This is a genomic window from Xanthomonas bonasiae (assembly GCF_014836395.1).
GTDB lineage: Bacteria > Pseudomonadota > Gammaproteobacteria > Xanthomonadales > Xanthomonadaceae > Xanthomonas_A > Xanthomonas_A bonasiae.
Window position 1 is genome coordinate 19,662 of the sequence record NZ_JACSQX010000022.1, and the last position, 19,500, is coordinate 39,161.

At 69.1% G+C, this 19,500-nt stretch carries 22 protein-coding genes; 2 read left to right on the plus strand and 20 right to left on the minus strand.

What is annotated here, in order from left to right:
• Positions 1-94 precede the first annotated feature (94 nt).
• The 18 genes from H9658_RS22160 to hisS all read right to left on the minus strand — a co-directional run bounded on the left by H9658_RS22160 (position 95) and on the right by hisS (position 16,223).
• The gene (locus H9658_RS22160; RefSeq protein WP_191826978.1) at positions 95-376 is read right to left on the minus strand and encodes an acyl carrier protein; all 282 of its coding nucleotides are present in this window, start codon (positions 374-376) and stop codon (positions 95-97) included.
• Positions 369-1,718, minus strand: coding sequence for a class I adenylate-forming enzyme family protein (locus H9658_RS22165; protein WP_191826979.1), 1,350 nt, complete (start codon positions 1,716-1,718; stop codon positions 369-371). Before H9658_RS22165 ends, H9658_RS22160 begins: the two co-directional genes overlap by 8 nt.
• Positions 1,715-2,266: a hypothetical protein gene (locus H9658_RS22170; protein ID WP_191826980.1), complete on the minus strand. Its 552-nt coding sequence runs from the start codon at positions 2,264-2,266 to the stop codon at positions 1,715-1,717. Before H9658_RS22170 ends, H9658_RS22165 begins: the two co-directional genes overlap by 4 nt.
• 173 nt (positions 2,267-2,439) lie before the next feature.
• Positions 2,440-3,720: a hypothetical protein gene (locus H9658_RS22175; protein WP_191826981.1), complete on the minus strand. Its 1,281-nt coding sequence runs from the start codon at positions 3,718-3,720 to the stop codon at positions 2,440-2,442.
• 9 nt (positions 3,721-3,729) lie between these two features.
• On the minus strand, positions 3,730-4,539 hold the full coding sequence (locus H9658_RS22180; RefSeq protein WP_191826982.1) for a nucleotidyltransferase family protein: 810 nt from the start codon (positions 4,537-4,539) through the stop codon (positions 3,730-3,732).
• A gap of 69 nt (positions 4,540-4,608) precedes the next feature.
• Entirely contained in the window at positions 4,609-5,382 is a 774-nt protein-coding gene (locus H9658_RS22185) for an ABC transporter permease (protein ID WP_191826983.1), read from the minus strand.
• Positions 5,383-5,442: 60 nt separating this feature from the next.
• Entirely contained in the window at positions 5,443-6,264 is an 822-nt protein-coding gene (locus H9658_RS22190) for a GrpB family protein (protein WP_318241526.1), read from the minus strand.
• A 306-nt stretch (positions 6,265-6,570) separates the two neighbouring features.
• A complete protein-coding gene (locus tag H9658_RS22195; protein ID WP_225210187.1) occupies positions 6,571-6,906 on the minus strand; it encodes a hypothetical protein in 336 nt (111 codons plus the stop codon).
• Between the two features lie 35 nt (positions 6,907-6,941).
• A complete protein-coding gene (hisIE, locus tag H9658_RS22200; protein ID WP_191826984.1) occupies positions 6,942-7,565 on the minus strand; it encodes a bifunctional phosphoribosyl-AMP cyclohydrolase/phosphoribosyl-ATP diphosphatase HisIE in 624 nt (207 codons plus the stop codon).
• Positions 7,555-8,331, minus strand: coding sequence for an imidazole glycerol phosphate synthase subunit HisF (hisF, locus tag H9658_RS22205; RefSeq protein WP_191826985.1), 777 nt, complete (start codon positions 8,329-8,331; stop codon positions 7,555-7,557). The genes hisIE and hisF overlap by 11 nt, the downstream gene beginning before the upstream one ends.
• On the minus strand, positions 8,325-9,059 hold the full coding sequence (gene hisA, locus H9658_RS22210; RefSeq protein WP_191826986.1) for a 1-(5-phosphoribosyl)-5-[(5-phosphoribosylamino)methylideneamino]imidazole-4-carboxamide isomerase: 735 nt from the start codon (positions 9,057-9,059) through the stop codon (positions 8,325-8,327). The genes hisF and hisA overlap by 7 nt, the downstream gene beginning before the upstream one ends.
• Positions 9,056-9,658: an imidazole glycerol phosphate synthase subunit HisH gene (gene hisH / locus H9658_RS22215; protein ID WP_191826987.1), complete on the minus strand. Its 603-nt coding sequence runs from the start codon at positions 9,656-9,658 to the stop codon at positions 9,056-9,058. The genes hisA and hisH overlap by 4 nt, the downstream gene beginning before the upstream one ends.
• A 28-nt stretch (positions 9,659-9,686) precedes the next feature.
• Positions 9,687-10,760, minus strand: a complete 1,074-nt coding sequence (gene hisB / locus H9658_RS22220) for a bifunctional histidinol-phosphatase/imidazoleglycerol-phosphate dehydratase HisB (RefSeq protein ID WP_191826988.1) — start codon at positions 10,758-10,760, stop codon at positions 9,687-9,689.
• On the minus strand, positions 10,757-11,842 hold the full coding sequence (gene hisC, locus H9658_RS22225; RefSeq protein WP_406848156.1) for a histidinol-phosphate transaminase: 1,086 nt from the start codon (positions 11,840-11,842) through the stop codon (positions 10,757-10,759). The genes hisB and hisC overlap by 4 nt, the downstream gene beginning before the upstream one ends.
• Before the next feature lie 20 nt (positions 11,843-11,862).
• Positions 11,863-13,158 carry a histidinol dehydrogenase gene (gene hisD, locus H9658_RS22230; protein ID WP_191826990.1) on the minus strand — a complete coding sequence of 432 codons (1,296 nt, stop codon included), beginning with the start codon at positions 13,156-13,158 and terminating at the stop codon, positions 11,863-11,865.
• Complete coding sequence (gene hisG / locus H9658_RS22235) at positions 13,155-14,069, minus strand: ATP phosphoribosyltransferase (protein ID WP_179564308.1); 915 nt, start codon at positions 14,067-14,069, stop codon at positions 13,155-13,157. The genes hisD and hisG overlap by 4 nt, the downstream gene beginning before the upstream one ends.
• Before the next feature lie 9 nt (positions 14,070-14,078).
• The gene (locus tag H9658_RS22240; protein ID WP_179564306.1) at positions 14,079-14,405 is read right to left on the minus strand and encodes a YerC/YecD family TrpR-related protein; all 327 of its coding nucleotides are present in this window, start codon (positions 14,403-14,405) and stop codon (positions 14,079-14,081) included.
• A 414-nt stretch (positions 14,406-14,819) separates the two neighbouring features.
• On the minus strand, positions 14,820-16,223 hold the full coding sequence (gene hisS, locus H9658_RS22245; protein ID WP_191826991.1) for a histidine--tRNA ligase: 1,404 nt from the start codon (positions 16,221-16,223) through the stop codon (positions 14,820-14,822).
• A 200-nt stretch (positions 16,224-16,423) separates the two neighbouring features.
• Between hisS and H9658_RS22250 the strand changes: the two genes are divergently transcribed.
• The gene (locus tag H9658_RS22250) at positions 16,424-17,089 is read left to right on the plus strand and encodes a Crp/Fnr family transcriptional regulator (RefSeq protein ID WP_179565575.1); all 666 of its coding nucleotides are present in this window, start codon (positions 16,424-16,426) and stop codon (positions 17,087-17,089) included.
• Between the two features lie 344 nt (positions 17,090-17,433).
• Entirely contained in the window at positions 17,434-17,754 is a 321-nt protein-coding gene (locus H9658_RS22255; RefSeq protein ID WP_179564302.1) for a hypothetical protein, read from the plus strand.
• Positions 17,755-17,857: 103 nt separating this feature from the next.
• On the opposite strand, the gene thrC is transcribed toward H9658_RS22255, so the two are convergent.
• Both thrC and H9658_RS23105 read right to left on the minus strand, forming a co-directional pair.
• Positions 17,858-19,159 carry a threonine synthase gene (thrC, locus tag H9658_RS22260; protein WP_191826992.1) on the minus strand — a complete coding sequence of 434 codons (1,302 nt, stop codon included), beginning with the start codon at positions 19,157-19,159 and terminating at the stop codon, positions 17,858-17,860.
• Between the two features lie 10 nt (positions 19,160-19,169).
• A partial coding sequence (locus tag H9658_RS23105; protein WP_225210188.1) for a hypothetical protein occupies positions 19,170-19,500 on the minus strand: 331 nt, incomplete at its 5' end.

Here is a 19,500-nt window from a genome sequence, read left to right on the forward strand (position 1 = left end):
CCGTCGCGGTTCGGCGCTTCGTTGCGATAGTCCGGCGGCGCTTCGATCGGCGGCGCGCCCGCGTCGCCGACCAGCGCGATCGTGAGGTTCTTCATTACGCGCTGGCCTCGTCCGCGTGCTCGGGCAGGCGCTTCAGCACCAGCGCCGCCACGCTGTCGAGCGACTTGAACGTGCCCGAATCCAGATCTTCGTCCAGGATGCGGATCGGGAAGCGGCGCTCAAGATGGTCGATGAACTCGGCCATGCTGATGGAATCCAGCGCAAGTCCGTCTTCCAGGAAAGAAGCCCCGTCCTGGATCTGCTCGTAGCGCACGTTGAGATCCAGGTCCTCGGCGATGAGGCGCTTCAAGGTGTCGACGATCTGAGACTTATCCATGGCGATACTCCTTGATGATGGTCTTCCTGTCGGGTTTTCCGCTACCCAGGCAAGGCAGGTCCGACACGAGCGTGTAGTGGTCCGGCCGGGCGAAGGCCGGCAGGGTCATCGATGCGTGGCGCTTGAGGGCGTCGACGGTCAAGGCCGAGGTCGAGGGCTTGATCACGGCGGCGATGGCCTTGCCGGCCGTGGTCTCGTCTTCGAGCACGATCGCCACGGCCTGGTCGACATCCGGCCAGCCCATGATGGCGCCCTCGAGATCGGCCAGGATCAGCAGCTTGCCCGCGCGGTTCAGGCTGAGATCGGCCCGGCCGCGTATCGCGAAACCGCCGCTGTCGTCGAAGGTCGCGATGTCGCGCGTGTCCCACTCGGCGGGCAACGCCGACAGCGTTCCCTGGTGGGCGATATGCGTCGCGGCATGCGGATGGCTCACGATGAGAGTGCCTTGCGCGGCGTCGACGTCCGCGAGGCATGCGCGCACGCCTTCGAGCGGACGCAGCGCCTTGGGTGCGTTGGGCTCGGAGATCGCCACCACGCCGAGCTCGGAACTTCCGTAGAGGTCGAAGACGCGGTTGAACACCCGTTGCGCCTGCGCGTGCAGCGAGGGCGGCGTGCCGTCGCCGGCGAGCACGAGGCCGCGGCAACTGGCGACCGCATCGTTCTTGCGCTGCAGCAGCATGCGCAACAAGTGCGGCGTGGAAAAGACCCAGGTCGGCTGGGCGGCCCGCAGCGCATCGTTGAAGCCGAGCAGATTGGCCTTGGCCAGCAAGTGGATCTGCGCGCCGGCCAGCAACGCCGGAATCAATGCCGCGCCGAGGCCGTACATATGGTGCAGGGGAACGGTGATCAGCACCCGGTCGTGCGCGCCGAGTTCGAGCCGGCGCAGGACCATGGCGCCGGTCGCGAGCAGATCGTCGTACGCATGCCAGATCACCTTTGGCGTGCCCACAGTACCCGAGGACAGCACCGCCACCCCGTCCGGCCATTGCCCATACCCGGCGGGCGGTGGCGCGATCTCCAGAGGCGAGGCCGCTGCCTCGTTCCCGGCCGCAGCGCCGATATGCGCGTCGCACAGGGCCGGTGGCGTGGCGTCGCCCGCGCAGAGCAGCAGCGGATGCCCGTCGACGATGGCCGTCAGCTGCAGCGACAGCATGCCGAGATCGCCGATTCCCAGCAGCGCGACCCGCCTGTGCATGCGGTAGGCCTGCCATCGCTCGCGCCCTGTGTCCAGGAGCTGTTTCAGCGTCGCGCTTTCGCCATTGAGATGCACCACGCTGCCGCTGGCGGCAAGCGCGTCGCGCCAGCCCTGCGCGCGGAACGGAGCGAGGGCCGCTGCGTTCATCGCGCGCGCTCCAGGGATTCGTTGTTGAGGATTTCGCTCACTTCGACGCAGTGGGCGCCATTGAGCCGCATCGCGTAGCGTCGCGATATCGCCCAGGTCGATTCCGTCCGCAGACTGCGCGGCGCCGGCACGCGCAGGGTTTCCAGGTCGGTCTTTTCGAGCAGACCGCGGTCGTGCGGATCGAACAGCTTGCCGATGCCCACGCTGCCGTCGAGAAGCTTTTGCCGCTGCTCCGCGTCGATGCAGGCCAGTTGGATCGACGATTCGGCGACCAGTAGGATGTTGCCCGGGTCGCGCACGTACAGCCGGGAACGACGGCGCAGGACCTCGCTGCCGTCGGCTTGCGCCTCGATGCATTGGCCGAGGACTTCAACCTCTACGGGCAATCCGGCGACGGCCTCCAGAAAGAAGGTGGTCGAACCCTGCAAGGCCAGATAGTCGTTGAGCCGCTGCGAAGGCATGGCTTCGGCCCAGAGGCTCCCGGCATACGGCTCCGCGGAAGTCGTGTCCGGAGAAGCAGTCCAGGAAGCCAACAGGTGCGAGGTCATGCGCGTTCGTCCTTGAAAGAATCCCGCAGGCCGCAGACACACGGCTGTCAGATGCACAACGCATCATTGTGCATTTCCTTATGCTCCGGGGGCATTTGCCGAGTATATTCAGAAGACGCAGCGGAAATGTAGACAAGCGACGGCATCGCCCGCCGGATATCCGCGCATCGACATCACCGCGTTCGCGGCGCGAGCACCGTTTCGATCGGAGCCGAAAACACCCACGCGGTCTCGCGGCAAGGTTGGTTGTTGGGGTCGCAACCGCCGACATACAGCATTCCGGATTCGAAGGGAGACGCAGCGAAGCTGCGAGCGGCGAAAAGCGCTGCCGGCGGTTCCAGGTCCGCCGTTTCGATCCGTCCGAGCGTATGCCGCCGCCCTCCCGGATCGCGGATCAGATACCAGGCGTCCCGCACCCACTCATCCGTCGGATGGATGTCGACCCGCGTGCTGTAACTGGCGCCGACGCCGGCCAGCAACAGCGCCTGTCCGGTGCCGGGATCGACCACGGGCGTGAAGTCGTCGTAGGCCACCACGCCGAACGCCGGGCGTTTTCCCCAGTGCATGCCCAGGAAGTCGAGCACGTCCAGTTCCAGGGTCTCGCGGAAATCGTCGCGCGGGTCGATCCGCACCATCCGGCAACGGTCCCCTTCCAGCGCCGCCAGCAGCACCTGGCCCGATCCCGAGGGATGGGCAACGGCGGTGAGTCCGCGGTATCCGCAACTGGGGAAGATCAGTGGGTCCGCGATGGTGTGGACCTTCTCCCATCGCGGCGCCGGTCCGTCGATGCGTCGATACAGGTGCGGCCGGATGCTGACGTACAGGTGGCCATCGCATTGGGTGAAGGCCATCGGACGGCGCCGATAACCGGACAACTCGGCATGTTCGTCCCAGCGGATCTTGCCCGGTGCGTCCGGGTCGTATCTGCCGCTGAAAATGCCGAGCGGCAACGTCCCGGCAAAGACGCGCTCCTGCCCGGTCACTGTGTCGCGATGGACGAAGAAGCTGCGGGTGCTGGTCAGGCCGGAGCCGACGCCCAGGCGCGTGCGCGCCCACGTCCCGGCTTCGTCGTCGAAGCAATCGACATACACCGCACCCTGGCTGTTCGAGGGACCGGCGAGCAGCAGCGAGACCGGGGCATCGAGCGTGCGGCCGCGCCCGTCCTCCGTGAACGCCACCGATTTCAGCAACACCCGCCAATAGTCGCGATCGTATTCGTGGGCCTGCCGCCACTCGCCGTCCGCCCGGTCCAGCACGGCGATCTGCGCGCCGACCGGCGGATCGCCCGGCAGATACCGGTTGTGGGTGTAGGACAGCGAAGAAAACAGCCGCCCGCGATGCGGCACCAGGTGCAGCACTTCGGTGCCGCTGAGCAGTCGGCCACCGCCGTCGCGCATCCCGGCCTGAAAGACGCGGCGGAAAGGCGCCGGCGGCGTGGCGATCGGTGCATCCATGCGAGCCTCTCAGGCGAAGAAGGAATCTAGCGTGTCGATCGAGGCCGGCTGGCGGGCGTGCGCATAGAGCGCGCGCTTGAACGCCTCCTGCTGGTCGCTCTCCACACGCAGATGCTCGGGAGTCCATCGCCGGATGCGCGTGCCCATGCCCTGGATGTCGCGATCGGCGTGACTGTCCAGATAGGCGAGCACGTTGCTGGTGGCCGAGTAGCCGCGGCTGAGGAATTGGGCGATGCGGAAGGTCATCCGGTAACTGGCTTCCAGCACGCGGGGATGGGCGATGAGTCTGAGCGACTTCTCGTGCAGATCGCCGACGCCGCAGCCCAGGGGGTCGAGCAGGACCCGCTCGGCGCAGTCGTAGTAGAACGCATTGACCGAGAAGTCGCGCATGAGCGCGTCCTCGGTCAGATCGGCGCGCGCGACGAAACGTGTGTTCCACATGTCGCCGTTCTGGATGTCCTTCCAACTGCGCAGGATATTGATGTCCATCGCGCCCGAAGCGGCGTCGCCCCAACGCAGGACGCCGAAACGGTCGTTGCGCATGCGCAGCGCAGCGGCGTCGGTACCGGGATAGGCGTTGCACAGCAGGCGGTGCGTTTCGTCCAGTCCGCAGTCCAGCGCCAGATCGATGTCCTTGGCCGGCCGGCCTGCGAGCCAATCCCTCGGCGTGCCTCCGATGATGAAGACGCGCTTGCCCGCGCGTCGGAACACCTCGATGAGGTCGCGCACGCGCACGTCGCATCGGTCGTCCCGATACACCTGCTGTTCCAGAGCGGCTTCCACTCGCTCGGGTGCGAGCGATGCATCGATGATCTTCATGTCGCGAGATACCTGATCCTGGTGGCCGATCATCGCCGCTGCGTCCCGCGCACGCTTCCCCACGATGCATCAGGACCTGATGCCGACGCCTCTGCCGAGCAGCGTCAGCGCGAAGGCGGCCAAGCCTATAATGAACAACAGCATCACCACAAGCGAAGTGCCGATGCCCGCCGTGTCCATGCCCAATACGCCATAACGAAACGCGCTGATCATGTGCATGAGCGGATTGAGCCGCGAAATGCTCTGCCAGGATTCGTCCAGCAGGCCGACCGGATAGAACACGCCGCCGAGATAGGAGAGCGGCGTCAGGACATAGGTCGACACGTGCCCGGTGTCGTAGAAGTTCTTCGCGTATATGGCGACGATGATGCCGACCAGGGCAAAGATCGTGGCGGCCAGCAGAGCCGACAGGAAGACGATGGAGGGGTGCGCGATGCGCAGCGAGGTCAGCGACAACGCGACCAGCAACACCAGGCCGCCGACCAGGAAACCGCGCACCACCGCGCAGGTCACATAGCCCAGCAGGATCGTCCAATCGCGCATCGGCGATACCAGCAGCTCTTCTATCGCGCGGTTGAAGCGCATGAAATAGAACGCGCTGGAAGCGTTGGCGTAGCTGTTGGTGATGATGCACATCATCACCAGGCCGGGAGCGATGAATTGCACATAGCTGAACCCGTCGAAGGTGCCGATGCGACTTCCGATCAGCTTGCCGAAGATCGCGAAGTACAGAACCATCATCGCCAGGGGCGGGACCAAGGTCTGCACCCACATGCGGAACATGTGTGCGACCTCGCGCCGGACCAGGCAACGCAGGGCGATCAAACTATGCGAAGCGTTCATGCCGCACCGGGTTGCGTCTGAAAGCGGAGAGCGTGCGTCGCGACGGCGGTTGCGGGCATGTCAGTTGCGCATGCGCCACGCGTTGGCGCGCGCGGTGATCCGTACGACGAGGACTTTCTTGAACACGCTGTATTCCATCCAGGTCTGACCGGGCACCGCCGCCAGCGCCTGCTTGAGGTCCAGGTAGCCCTGCCGCTCCTCCGGGAAGGCGCGCAGGAAGTCGCGGAAATTCAGGATGTCGGCGAATCGAGGATTGTCGGCGGCACAGGTGTGCACGACGAACGAGCGGCCGCCGTCCTGCCCGATGCGCCAATGCCACGAGAACCCCGCATCGATCGGGCTTTCGCCATACGCCTGATAGCCGAGCCCGGCCAATATCCGGGACTGGCGCTCGGCCGGAAGCGATGCGCCGGTCGCCACCGCGATGTCCAGGATGTTCTTGCTCGGCAGGCCGGCAATGGACGTGCTTCCGATATGTTCGATGCCGACCACGTCCTCGCCGACCAATGCCTCCAGCAGCCGGCCTCGCTCGTCCTCGAATGCCTGCGGCCAGCCCGCGTCGTACCGGCTCTGCACGTCCAGCTCCAGCGCCGGCGGGCGCACGCGCGAGTAGCGGCGCACGAGGTGTTCGACGGTCTCCGCGCCCAGCTCACCGGGGAGCACCTGCTCCTTGAGCCGCCTGATGACGCGCGCCAGCTGGAGGGCGCCGCCGGTCTCTCTCGGCTGGGAACTCACGACGGCACGCGGCATCGCCCACGCGTTGTCGTAGCGTCGCCGATGATCAGGAAACCCAGATACGGTCGCCGGTTGCAGCCGGAAGCGGCGATCTCGGTGTGCAGGGACCTGCGGGAACACGGACGCACCAACCGCCTGTTCAACCACGCGTGACTCCCGACGGCCCCCTGCCGATCCCCGACTAGCGCATTCGGCTGGCGCTCAAGCCCGCGGGTGGCGCGGCTCCATGGAACATGGCGGTTCCATTGGAGGCATGGGATACGCGCTTTCGGTGTCCGGCCGAGGTCGGCGTACCGCTCAAGAAGCGCATCGCCCGGATCGGCGACGGTTGCATCCAGCTTACCTGCCATTGCATCTCCATTGCATGTGAGTTGATCGGCGCAAGCGCTGTGCGTGGCCCAAGCATCCCGGCACTGCGGCATTCCTCGCCCAGCATCGCCGGCATGCGGATGCTTATGGATCGCCATGGTCGTTGTCAAGCGGCATCAGGCCGGCGGCGCAGCCGTCGGACTCGATCACGAACACCGCGCACCCTGCTCCACCGTGAGCCATAGCGGCCCGGCGCATCGGTCCGCACGATGTGCACGCCGTCGACACCTGCACGCCGGCGACGCCGCGCTCGCCGGTGCCGCGGCCCACGTGGCCGTCGCGCTCCCGGTAGACGCATCCGCTGATCGTCGCCAGCTGCACCAGCGAGGATGCCGCGACAGTCGGCAGGCAGGTGAGCACTGCGGCGCGCGGCGACGTGCGTGGAGTCCGGCGATCGAAACAGGCCGCGATGGCAGCCACCGTCGCGGCACGACCCTGGCTGCCGCCGCGCCAGCCTACTTGTGCCGGGCTTCCAGCACCGCGACCGCGTCGGCCAGCGCCAGGCCGCGTGCGCGCAGCAGCACGGTCAGGTGATACAGCAGGTCGGCCGATTCGCCGAGCAATGCTTCATCGTCCTGCGCCACGCCGGCCAATGCGGTCTCCACGCCTTCTTCGCCGACCTTCTGCGCGATGCGCCGCGTGCCCTTCTCGAACAATTGCGTGGTGTAGCTGCCCGGCGGACGCTCGCGTTCGCGTTGCGCGACCAGGCGGTCGAGCGCGCCCAGGAACTGGCCCGGCGCCTGCGGGAAGCAGCTCGTGCGGCCGAGGTGGCAGGTCGGGCCGTGCGGATGCGCCAGCACCAGCAACGTGTCGCGGTCGCAATCGGTCTCGATCGACACCACGTCCAAGGTGTTGCCCGAGCTTTCGCCCTTGGTCCACAGGCGCTGCTTGCTGCGGCTGTAGAAGGTGACCTTGCCGCTGGCGCGGGTCGCCGCCAGCGCTTCGGCGTTCATGTAGCCGAGCATCAGCACGCGCAGCGTGGCCGCGTCCTGCACCACCACCGGCAGCAGGCCATCGCCCTTGCTCCAGTCCAGTTCCGCATCCGCAGTCGCGGCGGCGGCTTCGTGCTCATGCGCCATCGCGCACCTCGATCTGTCGTTGGCGCAGGAAGCGCTTGAGGTCGGGAATCGGAATCGCGCCGCTGTGGAACACGCTGGCGGCCAGGGCGCCGTCCACGTCGGCCTGCTCGAATACGTCGGCGAAGTGCTGCAGTTCGCCGGCGCCGCCGGAGGCGACCAGCGGCACCTTGCACAGCGAGCGCACCTCGAACAGCTGGGCGATGTCGTAGCCGCGGCGTACGCCGTCGTTGTCCATGCAGTTCAGCACGATCTCGCCGGCGCCCAGCTGCTGCGCCTCCACCACCCAGTCCACGGTGCGCACGGGCAGCGCCTGGGTCTTGCTGGGATCGCCGGTGAAGCGGCGCACGCGCCATTCACCGTCGTCCTCGCGGATCGAATCGATGCCGACCACCACGCATTGCACGCCGAACGCCTCGGCCAGTTCGGCGATCAGCGCCGGCCGTTCCAGCGCCGGCGAATTGATCGAGATCTTGTCGGCGCCGGCATGCAGCACCGCACGTGCGGTGGCCACGTCGCGGATGCCGCCGGCCACGCAGAACGGGATGTCGATCAGCCGTGCCACCCGCTCGACCCAGGCGTAGTCGACCGAGCGCCCTTCCGGGCTGGCGCCGATGTCGTAGAACACCAGTTCGTCGGCGCCCTGGTCGCGGTAGCGCAAGGCCAGTTCGACGATGTCGCCCATGTCGATGTGGTCGCGGAACTTGACGCCCTTGACCACGCGGCCGTCGCGCACGTCCAGGCACGGGATGATGCGCCGGCTCAGCATGCCAGCGCCTCGTCCAGGCGCAATCGCCCTTCCAGCAGCGACTTGCCGAGCACCGCGCCGGCGCAGCCGACCTCGCGCGCGGCGCGCACGTCGGCGGCGTCGCGGATACCGCCGGAGGCCTGCACGTGCACGCCAGGCGCGATCCGGCGCAGGTACGCGTACAGCTCCAGGTTCGGCCCGGACAGCATGCCGTCGCGGGCGATGTCGGTGCACAGCAGGTGTTTCAGCCCGGCCGCGGCGTACTCGACCGCCAATGCTTCCAGGGTCAGCGAGGAGGTCTCGGTCCAGCCCAGCACCGGCAACCGCCATATCCCCTGCGCGTCCTGGCGCGTGTCCAGCGCCACGGTGATGCGCTCGGCGCCGAACTCGGCCAGCCATTCCAGCACCGACTCGCGGTCGCGTACCGCCAGCGAGCCGATCACCACGCGCGCGGCGCCGGCGTCGAGGATGCGCTGCACGTCGGCGCGCGAGCGCACGCCGCCGCCGGTCTGCACCTGCAGTCCGGTCTGCGCGCCGATCTGGCCCAGCAGCGGCGCCAGGGTGTAGCCACCGGCGCGCGCCGCGTCCAGGTCCACCAGGTGCATCCAGCCTGCGCCGGCGTCGGCGAAGGCCTGCGCGCGCGGCAACGGATCGTCGCCGTAGTGGGTTTCGCGGGCGTAGTCGCCCTGCACCAGCCGCACCACGCGGCCGTCGCGGATGTCCAGCGCGGGATAGACGAGGAAGCTCATGGGAAATCGGTCTCGAGGAAGTTGCGCAGGATGCGCGCGCCGGTGCTCGCCGAGCGCTCGGGGTGGAACTGCGCGCCGCAGCGGCGGCCATGCTGCACCACCGCGGTGAACAGGCCGCCGTGGTCGCAGGCGGCCACGGTATCGGCGGTGACCGGTGCGGCGTAGCCATGCACGAAGTAGGCGGTGGCGGTGTCCGGCAGGCCGTCCAGCAGCGGCGACGGACGCATCGGCAGCAGCCGGTTCCAGCCCATGTGCGGGATGCGGATGCCCAGCGCCGGCGGCATGTGCCGGACCACGCCGGTCAGCAGGCCCAGGCAATCGACATCGCCTTCCTCGGAATGCTCGAACAGCAGCTGCATGCCCAGGCAGATGCCGATCAGCGGCACCTCGAGCGCACGCAACGGCTCGATCAGCCCTTGCTCGCGCAACCGCGCCATCGCGTGCGGTGCGGCGCCGACGCCGGGTAGGATCACCCGGTCGGCGCCCTGCAGCCCGGCCGCGTCGCGCACCAGCCTGGCTTCCACGCCCAGGCGTTCGAGCGCGTAACGCACCGACCCGAGGTTGGCGCCGCCGGCATCGATCAGGGCGACATCGGTCATCGCAGCGTCCTCGAAGCACCTGCGCGCATCACAGCACGCCCTTGGTCGAAGGCAGCGCCGCACCCTCGCGGCGCACGGCCTGGCGCAGGGCGCGCGCCAGCGCCTTGAAGCAGGCCTCGACCTTGTGGTGGTCGTTGTCGCCGTGCACGCGCAGGTGCAGGTTCAGGCCAGCGGCATCGCACAGCGAACGGAAGAAGTGCGGCACCAGTTCGGTCGGCATGTCGCCGACGCGCTCGCGCCTGAACTCGCCTTCGAACACGAAGTACGGGCGGCCGCTGAAATCCAGCGCGGCGCTGGCCAGGGTCTCGTCCATCGGCAGGGTGAAGCCGTAGCGGCCGATGCCACGCTTGTCGCCCAGCGCCTGGCGCAAGGCCTGGCCCAGCGCCAGGCCGGTGTCCTCGATGGTGTGGTGCTCGTCGATATGCAGGTCGCCCTCGGCGCGCACGTCCAGCGCGAAGCCGCCGTGCTTGCCGATCTGCTCGAGCATGTGGTCGAAGAACGGCAGGCCGGTGGCACAGTGCGGGTCGCGCGCCAGGTCCAGATCGATCTCGACCGCAATCCGGGTTTCCTTGGTGTCGCGCTGCACCCTGGCGCGGCGCGGCGCATCGGCCAGTTCGTGGGCGATGCCGGCCCAGTCCCAGTCGCCGCCGAATTGCTCGGTCTTCAGCTGGAAACCGCGGATGCGCAGGTTCTCGGCGAACTGGATGTCGGTGATGCGGTCGCCGACCATCGCCGAACGCGCCCAGTCGATGCTGCGGTCCTGCAGGTACGGCAGCATCAGGCCGATGCCGGGCTTGCGCGTAGGCGCGTTGTCGGCCGGCCAGCTGCGGTCGACCAGCACCTCGCGGAAGGCGATGCCCTGGCTGGCGAAGATCTGCAGCATCAGGTCGTTGGGACCGTCGAACGCGGCCTGCGGATAGGCTTCGCTGCCCAGGCCGTCCTGGTTGGTGACGATGACGAACTGGTAGCCGGCATCGCGCAATTTCAACATCGCCGGGATCACGCCCTGCACGAAGCGCAGCTTCTCGTAGGCATCGATCTGGAAGTCGGCCGGCTCCTCGATCAGGGTGCCGTCGCGGTCGACGAACAGGATCGGGGTCATGCCGCCGCCCTCCCCGCCTGCAGCGCGCCGAGCACGCGCTGGTTCTGCTCCGCGGTGCCGAGGGTGATGCGCAGCGCATCGCCCAGGGTCGGCGCGGCGCGCTGGTCGCGCACCACCACGCCGGCGCCGAGCAAGGCGCCGAACGCGGCTTCGGCATCGTCGAAGCGCAGCAGCAGGAAGTTGCCCTGCGACGGATACACGCGGCGCACGCCGGGCAGCGCAGCCAGTGCGGTGGACATGCGCTCGCGCTCGCGGCGGATCTCGGCCACGCGTGCCGCGGTCTGGCGCAACGGCTCGGCCTGTAGCGCAGCCAGCGCCAGCTGCGTGCATGGCGCCGGAATCGGATACGGCGCCTGGCAGCGGCGCAGCACCGCGATCAGCGCCGGATCGGCGATCACGCAGCCGATCCTCGCCGCAGCCAGCGCATGCGCCTTGGACAATGTGCGCAGCACCGCCAGATTGGCGTGGCGCGCCAGCAGCGTGGTCGCAGACGGCACATCGGAGAATTCGCCGTAGGCCTCGTCGACCACCAGCAAGGCGCGCCCGTGCAGGCGCTCGGCGGCGCGTTCGATCTCGGCCAGCGGGATCGCCGCACCACTGGGATTGCCCGGCGAGCACAGGAACACCAGCTTGGCCATCTGGCTCAGTGCCGCATCGACCACCGCATCGACGTCGGTCACCAGTCCGGCCACGTCCTCGCGCAACGGCACTTCGACGATGCGCGCGTTCTGCAGGCGCGCGCAGACCGCATACATGCCGAACACCGGCGGGGTGATCACGATCGCGTCGCGGCCCGGCTCGCACAGCGCGCGCAGCAGCAGGTCGATGGCCTCGTCGCTGCCGCGGCCGAGCAGCAACTGCTCCGGCGCGCAGGCGTACAGCGATGCCAAGGCCGCACGCAACGCTGGCGGCTGCGGATCCGGATAGCGGCGGTTGCCGGCGTCGCGGTCGGCCGGGTTGGCCCAGGCCGATTCGTTGGCGTTGAGCCAGACCTCGCCCTGCAGCGCGCTGCTGCGCGCCGAGGAGTAGCCGGCGAAGTCGCGCAGGTCGTGGCGGACCAAGGCCAGCATCGATCCCGGCATCTGCATTCCGTTGTGCGCGCTCATGCCGCCTTCTCCATGCGCAGCGCCACCGCATTGGCATGTGCGTCCAGGCCCTCGGCGCGGGCCATGGTCACCGCGCAGGCGCCGATCGCGGCGATGCCGGCGCGGCTGGCGCTCTGCACGCTGACGAAGTTCTGGAAACTGGCGACGCTGACCCCGCTGTAGGCGCGCGCCGCGCCGTTGGTCGGCAGCACGTGGTTGGTGCCGCTGCAATAGTCGCCCAGCGCTTCCGGGGTGTAGTCGCCGAGGAACACCGAGCCGGCCGCCTCGACCCGCTCCAGCCAGCCGCGTGGCTCGCGCAGCGCCAGGATCAGGTGCTCGGGCGCATAGCGGTTGCTGATCGCGAAGGCATCCTCGAGCGTGCCGACCTGGATCAGCCGCGACGCGGCCAGCGCCTGGCGCGCGATCGCCGCACGCGGCAGCGTCGCCAGCTGGCGCTCGATCTCGTCCTCGACCGCATCGATCAGCTCGGCGCTGTCGGACAGCAACAGCACCTGCGAGTCCGGGCCGTGCTCGGCCTGCGACAGCAGGTCGGCGGCGACGAACGCGGCATCGGCGCCGACATCGGCGATCACCAGCACCTCGGACGGGCCGGCCGGCATGTCGATCGCCGCCGCACCGGCCTGCGCCACCTGCTGCTTGGCCTCGGTGACGTAGCCGTTGCCCGGTCCGAACAGCTTGTCGCAGGACGGCACCGACTCGGTGCCGAAGCCCATCGCCGCGATCGCCTGCGCGCCGCCGAGCTTGAACACGCGGTCCACGCCGGTCAGCTTTGCGGCGACCAGCACCGCCGGATCGGCCGAGCCGTCGGCGCGCGGCGGCGTGCACAGCACCACCTCGCGGCAGCCGGCCAGCGCCGCCGGCACGCACAGCATCAGCGCGGTGGACGGCAGCGGCGCGCTGCCGGCCGGCACGTACAGGCCGACCCGACCGATCGGCCGCACCACCCGCTCGCAGACCACGCCCGGCGCGGTTTCCACCGCATAGGGCTGGGTCATGCCGGCGCGGTGGAAGGTCTCGATCCGCGCCGCGGCCTGCGCCATCGCCTCGCGCAGCACCGCAGGTACAGCCGCTTCGGCGGCGGCGAACTCGTCGGCGCCGACCTCGAAACGCTGCAGCACCACGCCGTCGAAACGCGCGGTGATCTCGCGCAGCGCGGCGTCGCCGCGGCTGCGTACGTCGTCCAGCAGCTGCGCCACCGCGGCGCGAGTCTGCGCGGCGACGGTCTGCGCCGGCCGGGTCAGAGCCTGCGTGCGCGCCTGCGCGTCGAGCGAATTCCAGTCCAGTCGGTTCATGCCAGCGAACGCTCCACCGTCAATACCATCAGCCCCTGCGCGCCGGCGCGCTCCAGTTCCTCCATGCGCTGCCAGGTGATCGCGCCGTGGCACATGGTCTGCAAGTGCAGCGGGCCGTCGGCGTCGCCGGGCAGTTGCACCAGCGGGTCGGCATCGGGCAGCAACCGGGTCAGTTCGGCGACGTGGTCGCGCGAGGCGCGGAACATCAGCAGCTTGCTGTCGCGCAGCTTGAGCACGCCGTCGAGCCGGCGCAGCAGCATCGCCGCCAGCCCGGCGCGGGCGTCGCCCGGTTCGCGCACCGGCCCAGCCAGCACCGCCTCGCTTTCCAGCAACGTCTCCACCGGCTTGAGCTGGTTGGCGGCCAGTGTCGCGCCGCTGGAGACCAGATCGCAGATCAGGTCGGCGGTGCCCAGGCGTGGCGCGATCTCCACCGAGCCGGACAGCTCCACCACCTGCGCGTCGAGGCCGCGCGCTTCCAACCAGTCGGCCAGCACCGCCGGATAGCTGGTGGCGATGCGCTTGCCCTGCAGTTGTTCCGAGCCGGTCCACTCCCAGCTGTCGGGCACCGCCAACATCAGCCGGCACTGGCCGAAGTTCAGCCCGCGCAACGCGCGATAGGCCTCCGGCAGGCCGTTGCGACGGCGCTCGCCGGCCTGCTCTTCCAGCTCGTTGCGGCCGACGATGCCGAAATCGCAGACGCCGTCGGCGATCAGCCCGGGGATGTCGTCGTCGCGCACCAGCAACAGGTCCACCGGCAGCGACTCGCCGTAGCAGAACAACTTGTCGCGGCTCTCGCGCCAGCTCAGCCCGCAGGCGGCCAGCACCGCCCGCGCCGGCTCGGCCAGGCGGCCGCTCTTCTGGATCGCGATACGCAGCCGGTCACGCGCCGGCGCTGCCAGGGAAGCACTCATCAGGACATCTCAATGGGAATCGGAGGGGCGCGCCGCTTGCCGGCGCAGCGCCGTGGCATAGCCGCCGGCGCCGTATTCCAGGGTCCGCGCGACGCGGCCGATGGTGGTCACGCTGACCTGGGTCAGCTCGTGGATCTCGCGGTACGGCACGCCCTTGAGCAGCAGCGGCACCACCCGCCAGCGATCGGACATCGCCTCCAGCTCGGCCGGCGTGCACAGGTCCTGCAGGAACGCGGCGACCTCCTGCGGCTTGCTCAGGTGGGCCAGGGCGCGCGAAAGCGCCTTGAACGAGGTGTCGCTGTCGCGATCGGGTTGCGTGGCGGGTCGTTGTTTCATTGCGATAATGTAATAGCGTGTTAGTACATTAGCGCGATTGGACAAGCCGGGTCAAGCCACGGCGCGCGGGCGTTCTGCGGTTGTTGTGTTCGGCCCTTGATGGGCGCGAGGGCGCCATGCGATCTGTCGCGGCTGAAGCCGCTCCTACAACGCACGCACACCGCTCCCTGCAGGAGCGGCTTCAGCCGCGACAGGCGCTCGCAGCGATCGCATCGGCCAAGGGTGCACGCACCGCTCCGGCCGCCGCCACGGGAACGCCTGGTTGCAACAGCGAACGCGCATTGCGCTCGCTGTTGCGCGAGCGGCTTCAGTGGCGGCAGGCTCTGGTTATCGGCGTCGCGACTGAAGTCGCTCCCACAAGAGACATGCGGCGCGCCCGTCCAGGCTGCGCCATCCCCGGCCCTGCCGGCCCGCTCAGGGCATGACCTTGGCCTGCTCCAGCTCGACCAGCAGGGTGCTGGCGAGTTCGTCGCGGGCGACGTCGAACTGCTGCTCGCGCACCAGGTCCTTGACCGCGACCACGCCGCGCGCCAGTTCGTCGTCGCCGGCCAGCACCACGAAGCGGATGCCGGCGCGCGCGGCGTACTGGAACTGCTTGCCGACCTTCTTCGGCTCCATCTGCACTTCGGTATTGATGCCGCCCACACGCAGGCGACGGGCGATGTCCAGCGCGTCGTCCAGCTTGGCCTCGTCCATCAGCGCCACCATCGCCTGCACGCTGCTGGAGGCGATGCCGTCGATCAGCCCGGCCTCGCGCAGCTGCCAGAACAGGCGGGTCAGGCCGATCGAGATGCCCACGCCCGGCAGCCTGGACTTGCTGTAGTGGCTGGCCAGGTCCTCGTAGCGCCCGCCCGAGCAGATCGAGCCGATCTGCGGGTAGTCGGTCAGCAGGGTCTCGTAGACGGTGCCGGTGTAGTAGTCCAGGCCGCGGGCGATGGAGAAGTTCAGGCAGTACGCGGTCTCCGGCACGCCCAGCGCCTTGACCAGGGCCAGCACCTCGCGCAGCTCGGCCACGCCCTCGCGCAGCGTCGCGCTCGATGCGGCCGCCGCGGCCAGCGCATCCAGCCGCGCCAGCGCGTCGTCGTGGCCGCTGGAGCGCACCGCGACGAAGGCCAGGATCTGCTCGACCTGCTCGGCCGGGATCGCGAAGCCTTCGCCGGCCAGCGTCTCGCGCACGTAGTCGGCGCCGCGCTTGTCCAGCTTGTCGACCTCGCGCAGCACCGCCAGCTGGCGCTCGCCCTCGGCCACGCCCAGGCTCTCGAAGAAGCCGCGCATCAGCTTGCGGTTGTTCAACTGCACCGCGAACGCGCCGATGCCCAGTTCGGCGAACACCGCGTGGATCACCGCCAGCACTTCGGCGTCGTAGCGGATGCTCAGCGCATCCTTGCCGATCACGTCGATGTCGCACTGGTAGAACTCGCGGAAACGGCCGCGCTGGGCGCGCTCGCCGCGGTACACGCGCTGCATCTGGTAGCGGCGGAACGGGAAGCTCAGCTCGTGTTCGTGCTCGGCCACGTAGCGCGCCAGCGGCACGGTCAGGTCGAAGCGCAGCGCCAGCTCCGGCAAGCCGCCCTCGCCGCCGGCGTCGGCCGCAGCGTTGGCCAGCGCGCCGGTGGACTGCACGAAGTACACCTGGCGCTCGGTCTCCCCGCCGGACTTGGTCAGCAGCACGTCGGACAGTTCGAACACCGGCGTCTCCACCGGCAGGAACCCGAACCGCTCGTAGTTGCGGCGGATGACGTCCAGCATGCGCTGGAACGCGATCTGCTCGCGCGGCAGCAATTCCATGATGCCGGGCGGCGTACGGGGCTTGATCACGTGCAAAACTCCTGCGATTCGGGGGCGAGCGGACGCCAATTCTAGCCGCACCGACTGCTGGCGGCCGCATCGTCGTATCATTCCCCGGTGCCGACGCCGCTGCCACGCCCATGACCAGGCCTCCTTCCGGATTCGCCCTGCCCTATGCCGAGCCCGCCGCGGCACGGGATCCGCGTGCGCACGAATGCCTGCATTGCGCGGTGCGGCACCTGGCGATCTGTTCGGCGCTGGCCTGCGACGAGGTGCAGGCGCTGGAACGGGCGACCACCTCGCACGCCTACGCCGCCGGCGCCACCGTGGCCCGCACCGGCGAAGCGCGGCAGGCGGTCTATACCGTCACCGCCGGCGCCCTGCGCCTGGTGCGCACGCTGGCCGACGGCCGCCGCCAGGTGGCCGGCTTCGTGTTGCCGGGCGACTACGTCGGGCTCAGCGAATCGGCCAAGCACCGCCACGACATCGAAGCCATCGCCGACAGCCGCGTGTGCCGGGTCCCGGTGGCGCAGATGCAGCAGCTGCGCAGCCAGTTCCCGCAGCTGGAACGCAAGCTGCTGCAACGCGCCTGCCTGGAACTGGACGCCGCGCAGGACGCGGCGCTGGCACTGGCGCGGCTGCAGCCGTCCGAGAAGCTGGCCGATTTCCTGCTCAAACTGGCCGCACGCGCGGCGCGCCAGGGCGACTCGGGCAACAAGGTGACCCTGCCGATGGGCCGCGGCGACATCGCCGACCATCTGGGCCTGACCATGGAAACGGTGAGCCGCACCTTCACCAAGCTGCGCCAGCAAGGCCTGATCGCGCTGCCGCAGCTGCACGTGGTCGAGATCCGCGACTTCGCCGCCTTGCACCGGCTGGCGTCCGACGAGGACTGAGCAGGGCGACGGCGGCGTTTTTTTCGCCAGCCCCTGTCTACACCTTGCACCACCGGGGCCGCACCGACTTATCCACAGGTTTCCAGGGCAACGCTCCACATCCGCTGTGGACAACCCGCCGTGCCCGCCCGCGAACGCTTTGGGCTCCCGACGCAGATTGCGCCTTGGTGGACAACCCGAGCGAGCCGACGCCTCCGGATCGGCGCGAACGCCGCCCGGCGACGTCTCCGTGAATGCTTCAGACCCGAGCCATGCCTTGCCACGCGCGCGGGCATAGACTTGCGCCGCGATACACCTGCGGCGGCGCCGCGGTGCCGGAGGGGGGAACCAACGGGAGGGCAACCATGTTCGTCGCCATCGATGTGCCGCAAGACCCCCGCGCCTGCGTGATGCTGGATCGCGAAAGAGAACTGGACTTCTGGAAGGCGCACTTCGCCCAGGCTCCGTTCCATCAGCCCGGGCATGCGTTCGCCGACTACGAGCCGGCGCTGAAACTGGCCTACGACGCCTACCTGAAGTACCACGGCCAGCGCTTCGAGGACGTCGCCCCGCAGCTGCGCGACGTGTTCCTGCGCGACCATCCCCGCTCACGCCTGGACTGGCTGCAGGTGCGCAGCGTGGTGCAGGCCGCCTGGTTGCGGCTGCAGCCGCAGGATCAGGACTGAGCTGCGCCCCGGACCGCGCGCCACGGTGCGCGCGGAACGCAGGCGGCGGCGCGGCGGCCCGGACAACGGCGCCGCCGCCGGGTCAGGCGGCGGCAGATCTCACTCAGCCGGCCAACAGGCGCGCGCGCAGCGCCGCGTAGTCCGGCGCGATCGGCTCGGCGTGCGCCGGTCGCTGCAACAAGGCCGCCAACGCCGGCGGCACCGGCACCGGCTGACCGATCAGCGGCTCGACCACCGCCTCGAACTTGGCCGGATGCGCGGTCGCCGCCACCGCCCAATCGCCGGCATCGGCCTCCGCGCCCTCGGCGCGGATCTGCTGCAACACGTGCAACGCCGTCGCGGTATGCGGGCAATGCACCTCGCCGTAGCGGCGGAAGCGCTCGCCGATCAGCTGGCGGATCTGCGCGTCGTCCACCGAATAGGACTGGAACTGGGCGCGCAGCGCGGCATCGTCGCCGCGGTACAGCCAGCGCAGGCGCTCGAAATTGCTCGGCGCGCCGACGTCCATGGCATTGGCCACGGTGGCCACGCTGGGCTGCGGCGCGTAGTCGGCGCCGGCAAAGTAGTCCGGCAGCACGTGGTTGGCGTTGGTCGCCAGCACGATGCGCCCCAGCGGCACGCCCAGTTCGCGCGCCAGGATCGCAGCCAGCGCATTGCCGAGGTTGCCGGTCGGCACCACCAGGTTCAGCGGCTGCGCGCGCCCGGCGTAATGCACCAGCGCGCTATGCGCGTAATAGCTCATCTGCGGCAGCAAGCGGCCCAGGCTGATGCTGTTGGCCGAACTCAGCGGCGCCTGCGCCTGCAGTTCGACATCGTTCAAGGCCTGCTTGACCAGCGCCTGGCAGTCGTCGAATGAGCCGGCCACGCGCAGCGCCTGGATGTTGTCGCCGAAGCAGCCCAACTGGTGCGCCTGCCGCGGCGACACGCGCCCGTCCGGATACAGCACCACCACGCGCAGGCCGGGCTGGCGATGGAACGCGGCGGCCACCGCCGCACCGGTGTCGCCGGAGGTGGCGACGAGGATGGTCAGCGGCGTGGCGGCATCGCGGCGCAGCCGGGCCAGGCAGGCGGCGAGGAAGCGTGCGCCGAAGTCCTTGAACGCGGCGGTCGGCCCATGGAACAGCTCCAGCGCGTGGTCGCCGGGCGTGGCCAGCGGCTGCAGCGGCGCATCGAAATCGAAGGCTTCGGCGCAGATCGCCGGCAGCTCGGCGGCGAGCGCGTCGCCGTCGAAGAACGGGGCCAGCAGGGTCGCCGCGGTCTCGGCCAGGCTGGCGCCGGCCTGCAGCTCGCGCACCGGCGGCATGCGCTCGGGCACGTACAACCCGCCATCGGGCGCCAGGCCGGCGGCGATGGCCTGGCTGAGGCTGGCGGCGGGCGCGGCATTACGGGTGGAAATGAAGTTCATGGTGGTTCCATCAACAGGGGGAGTTCGATCGCGCTGTCATCCGTGACTGTGGCACTGCTTGGTTGCTGCTCTTGTTGTTGCTCTTGTTGTTGCTCTTGTTGTTGCTCTTGTTGTTGCTCTGCCCTTGCTTCGGCTGTTGCTTTTTTTGCTTTTCGATCTCCCGTGAGGCGCGGCAAGCAGGATGGGTACAACCCCCGAAGGGGGCGACGCGCAGGATGCGCGTCGTTTTCGGCAGGCACATGGATGTGCCTTCCGAAAATTCCCATCCTGCTTGCGGACCCGCGCGTAGCGCGGGCGCGCCGCCCGGGTGTGCTTTCTTTTGGTTACTTTTCTTTGCACAA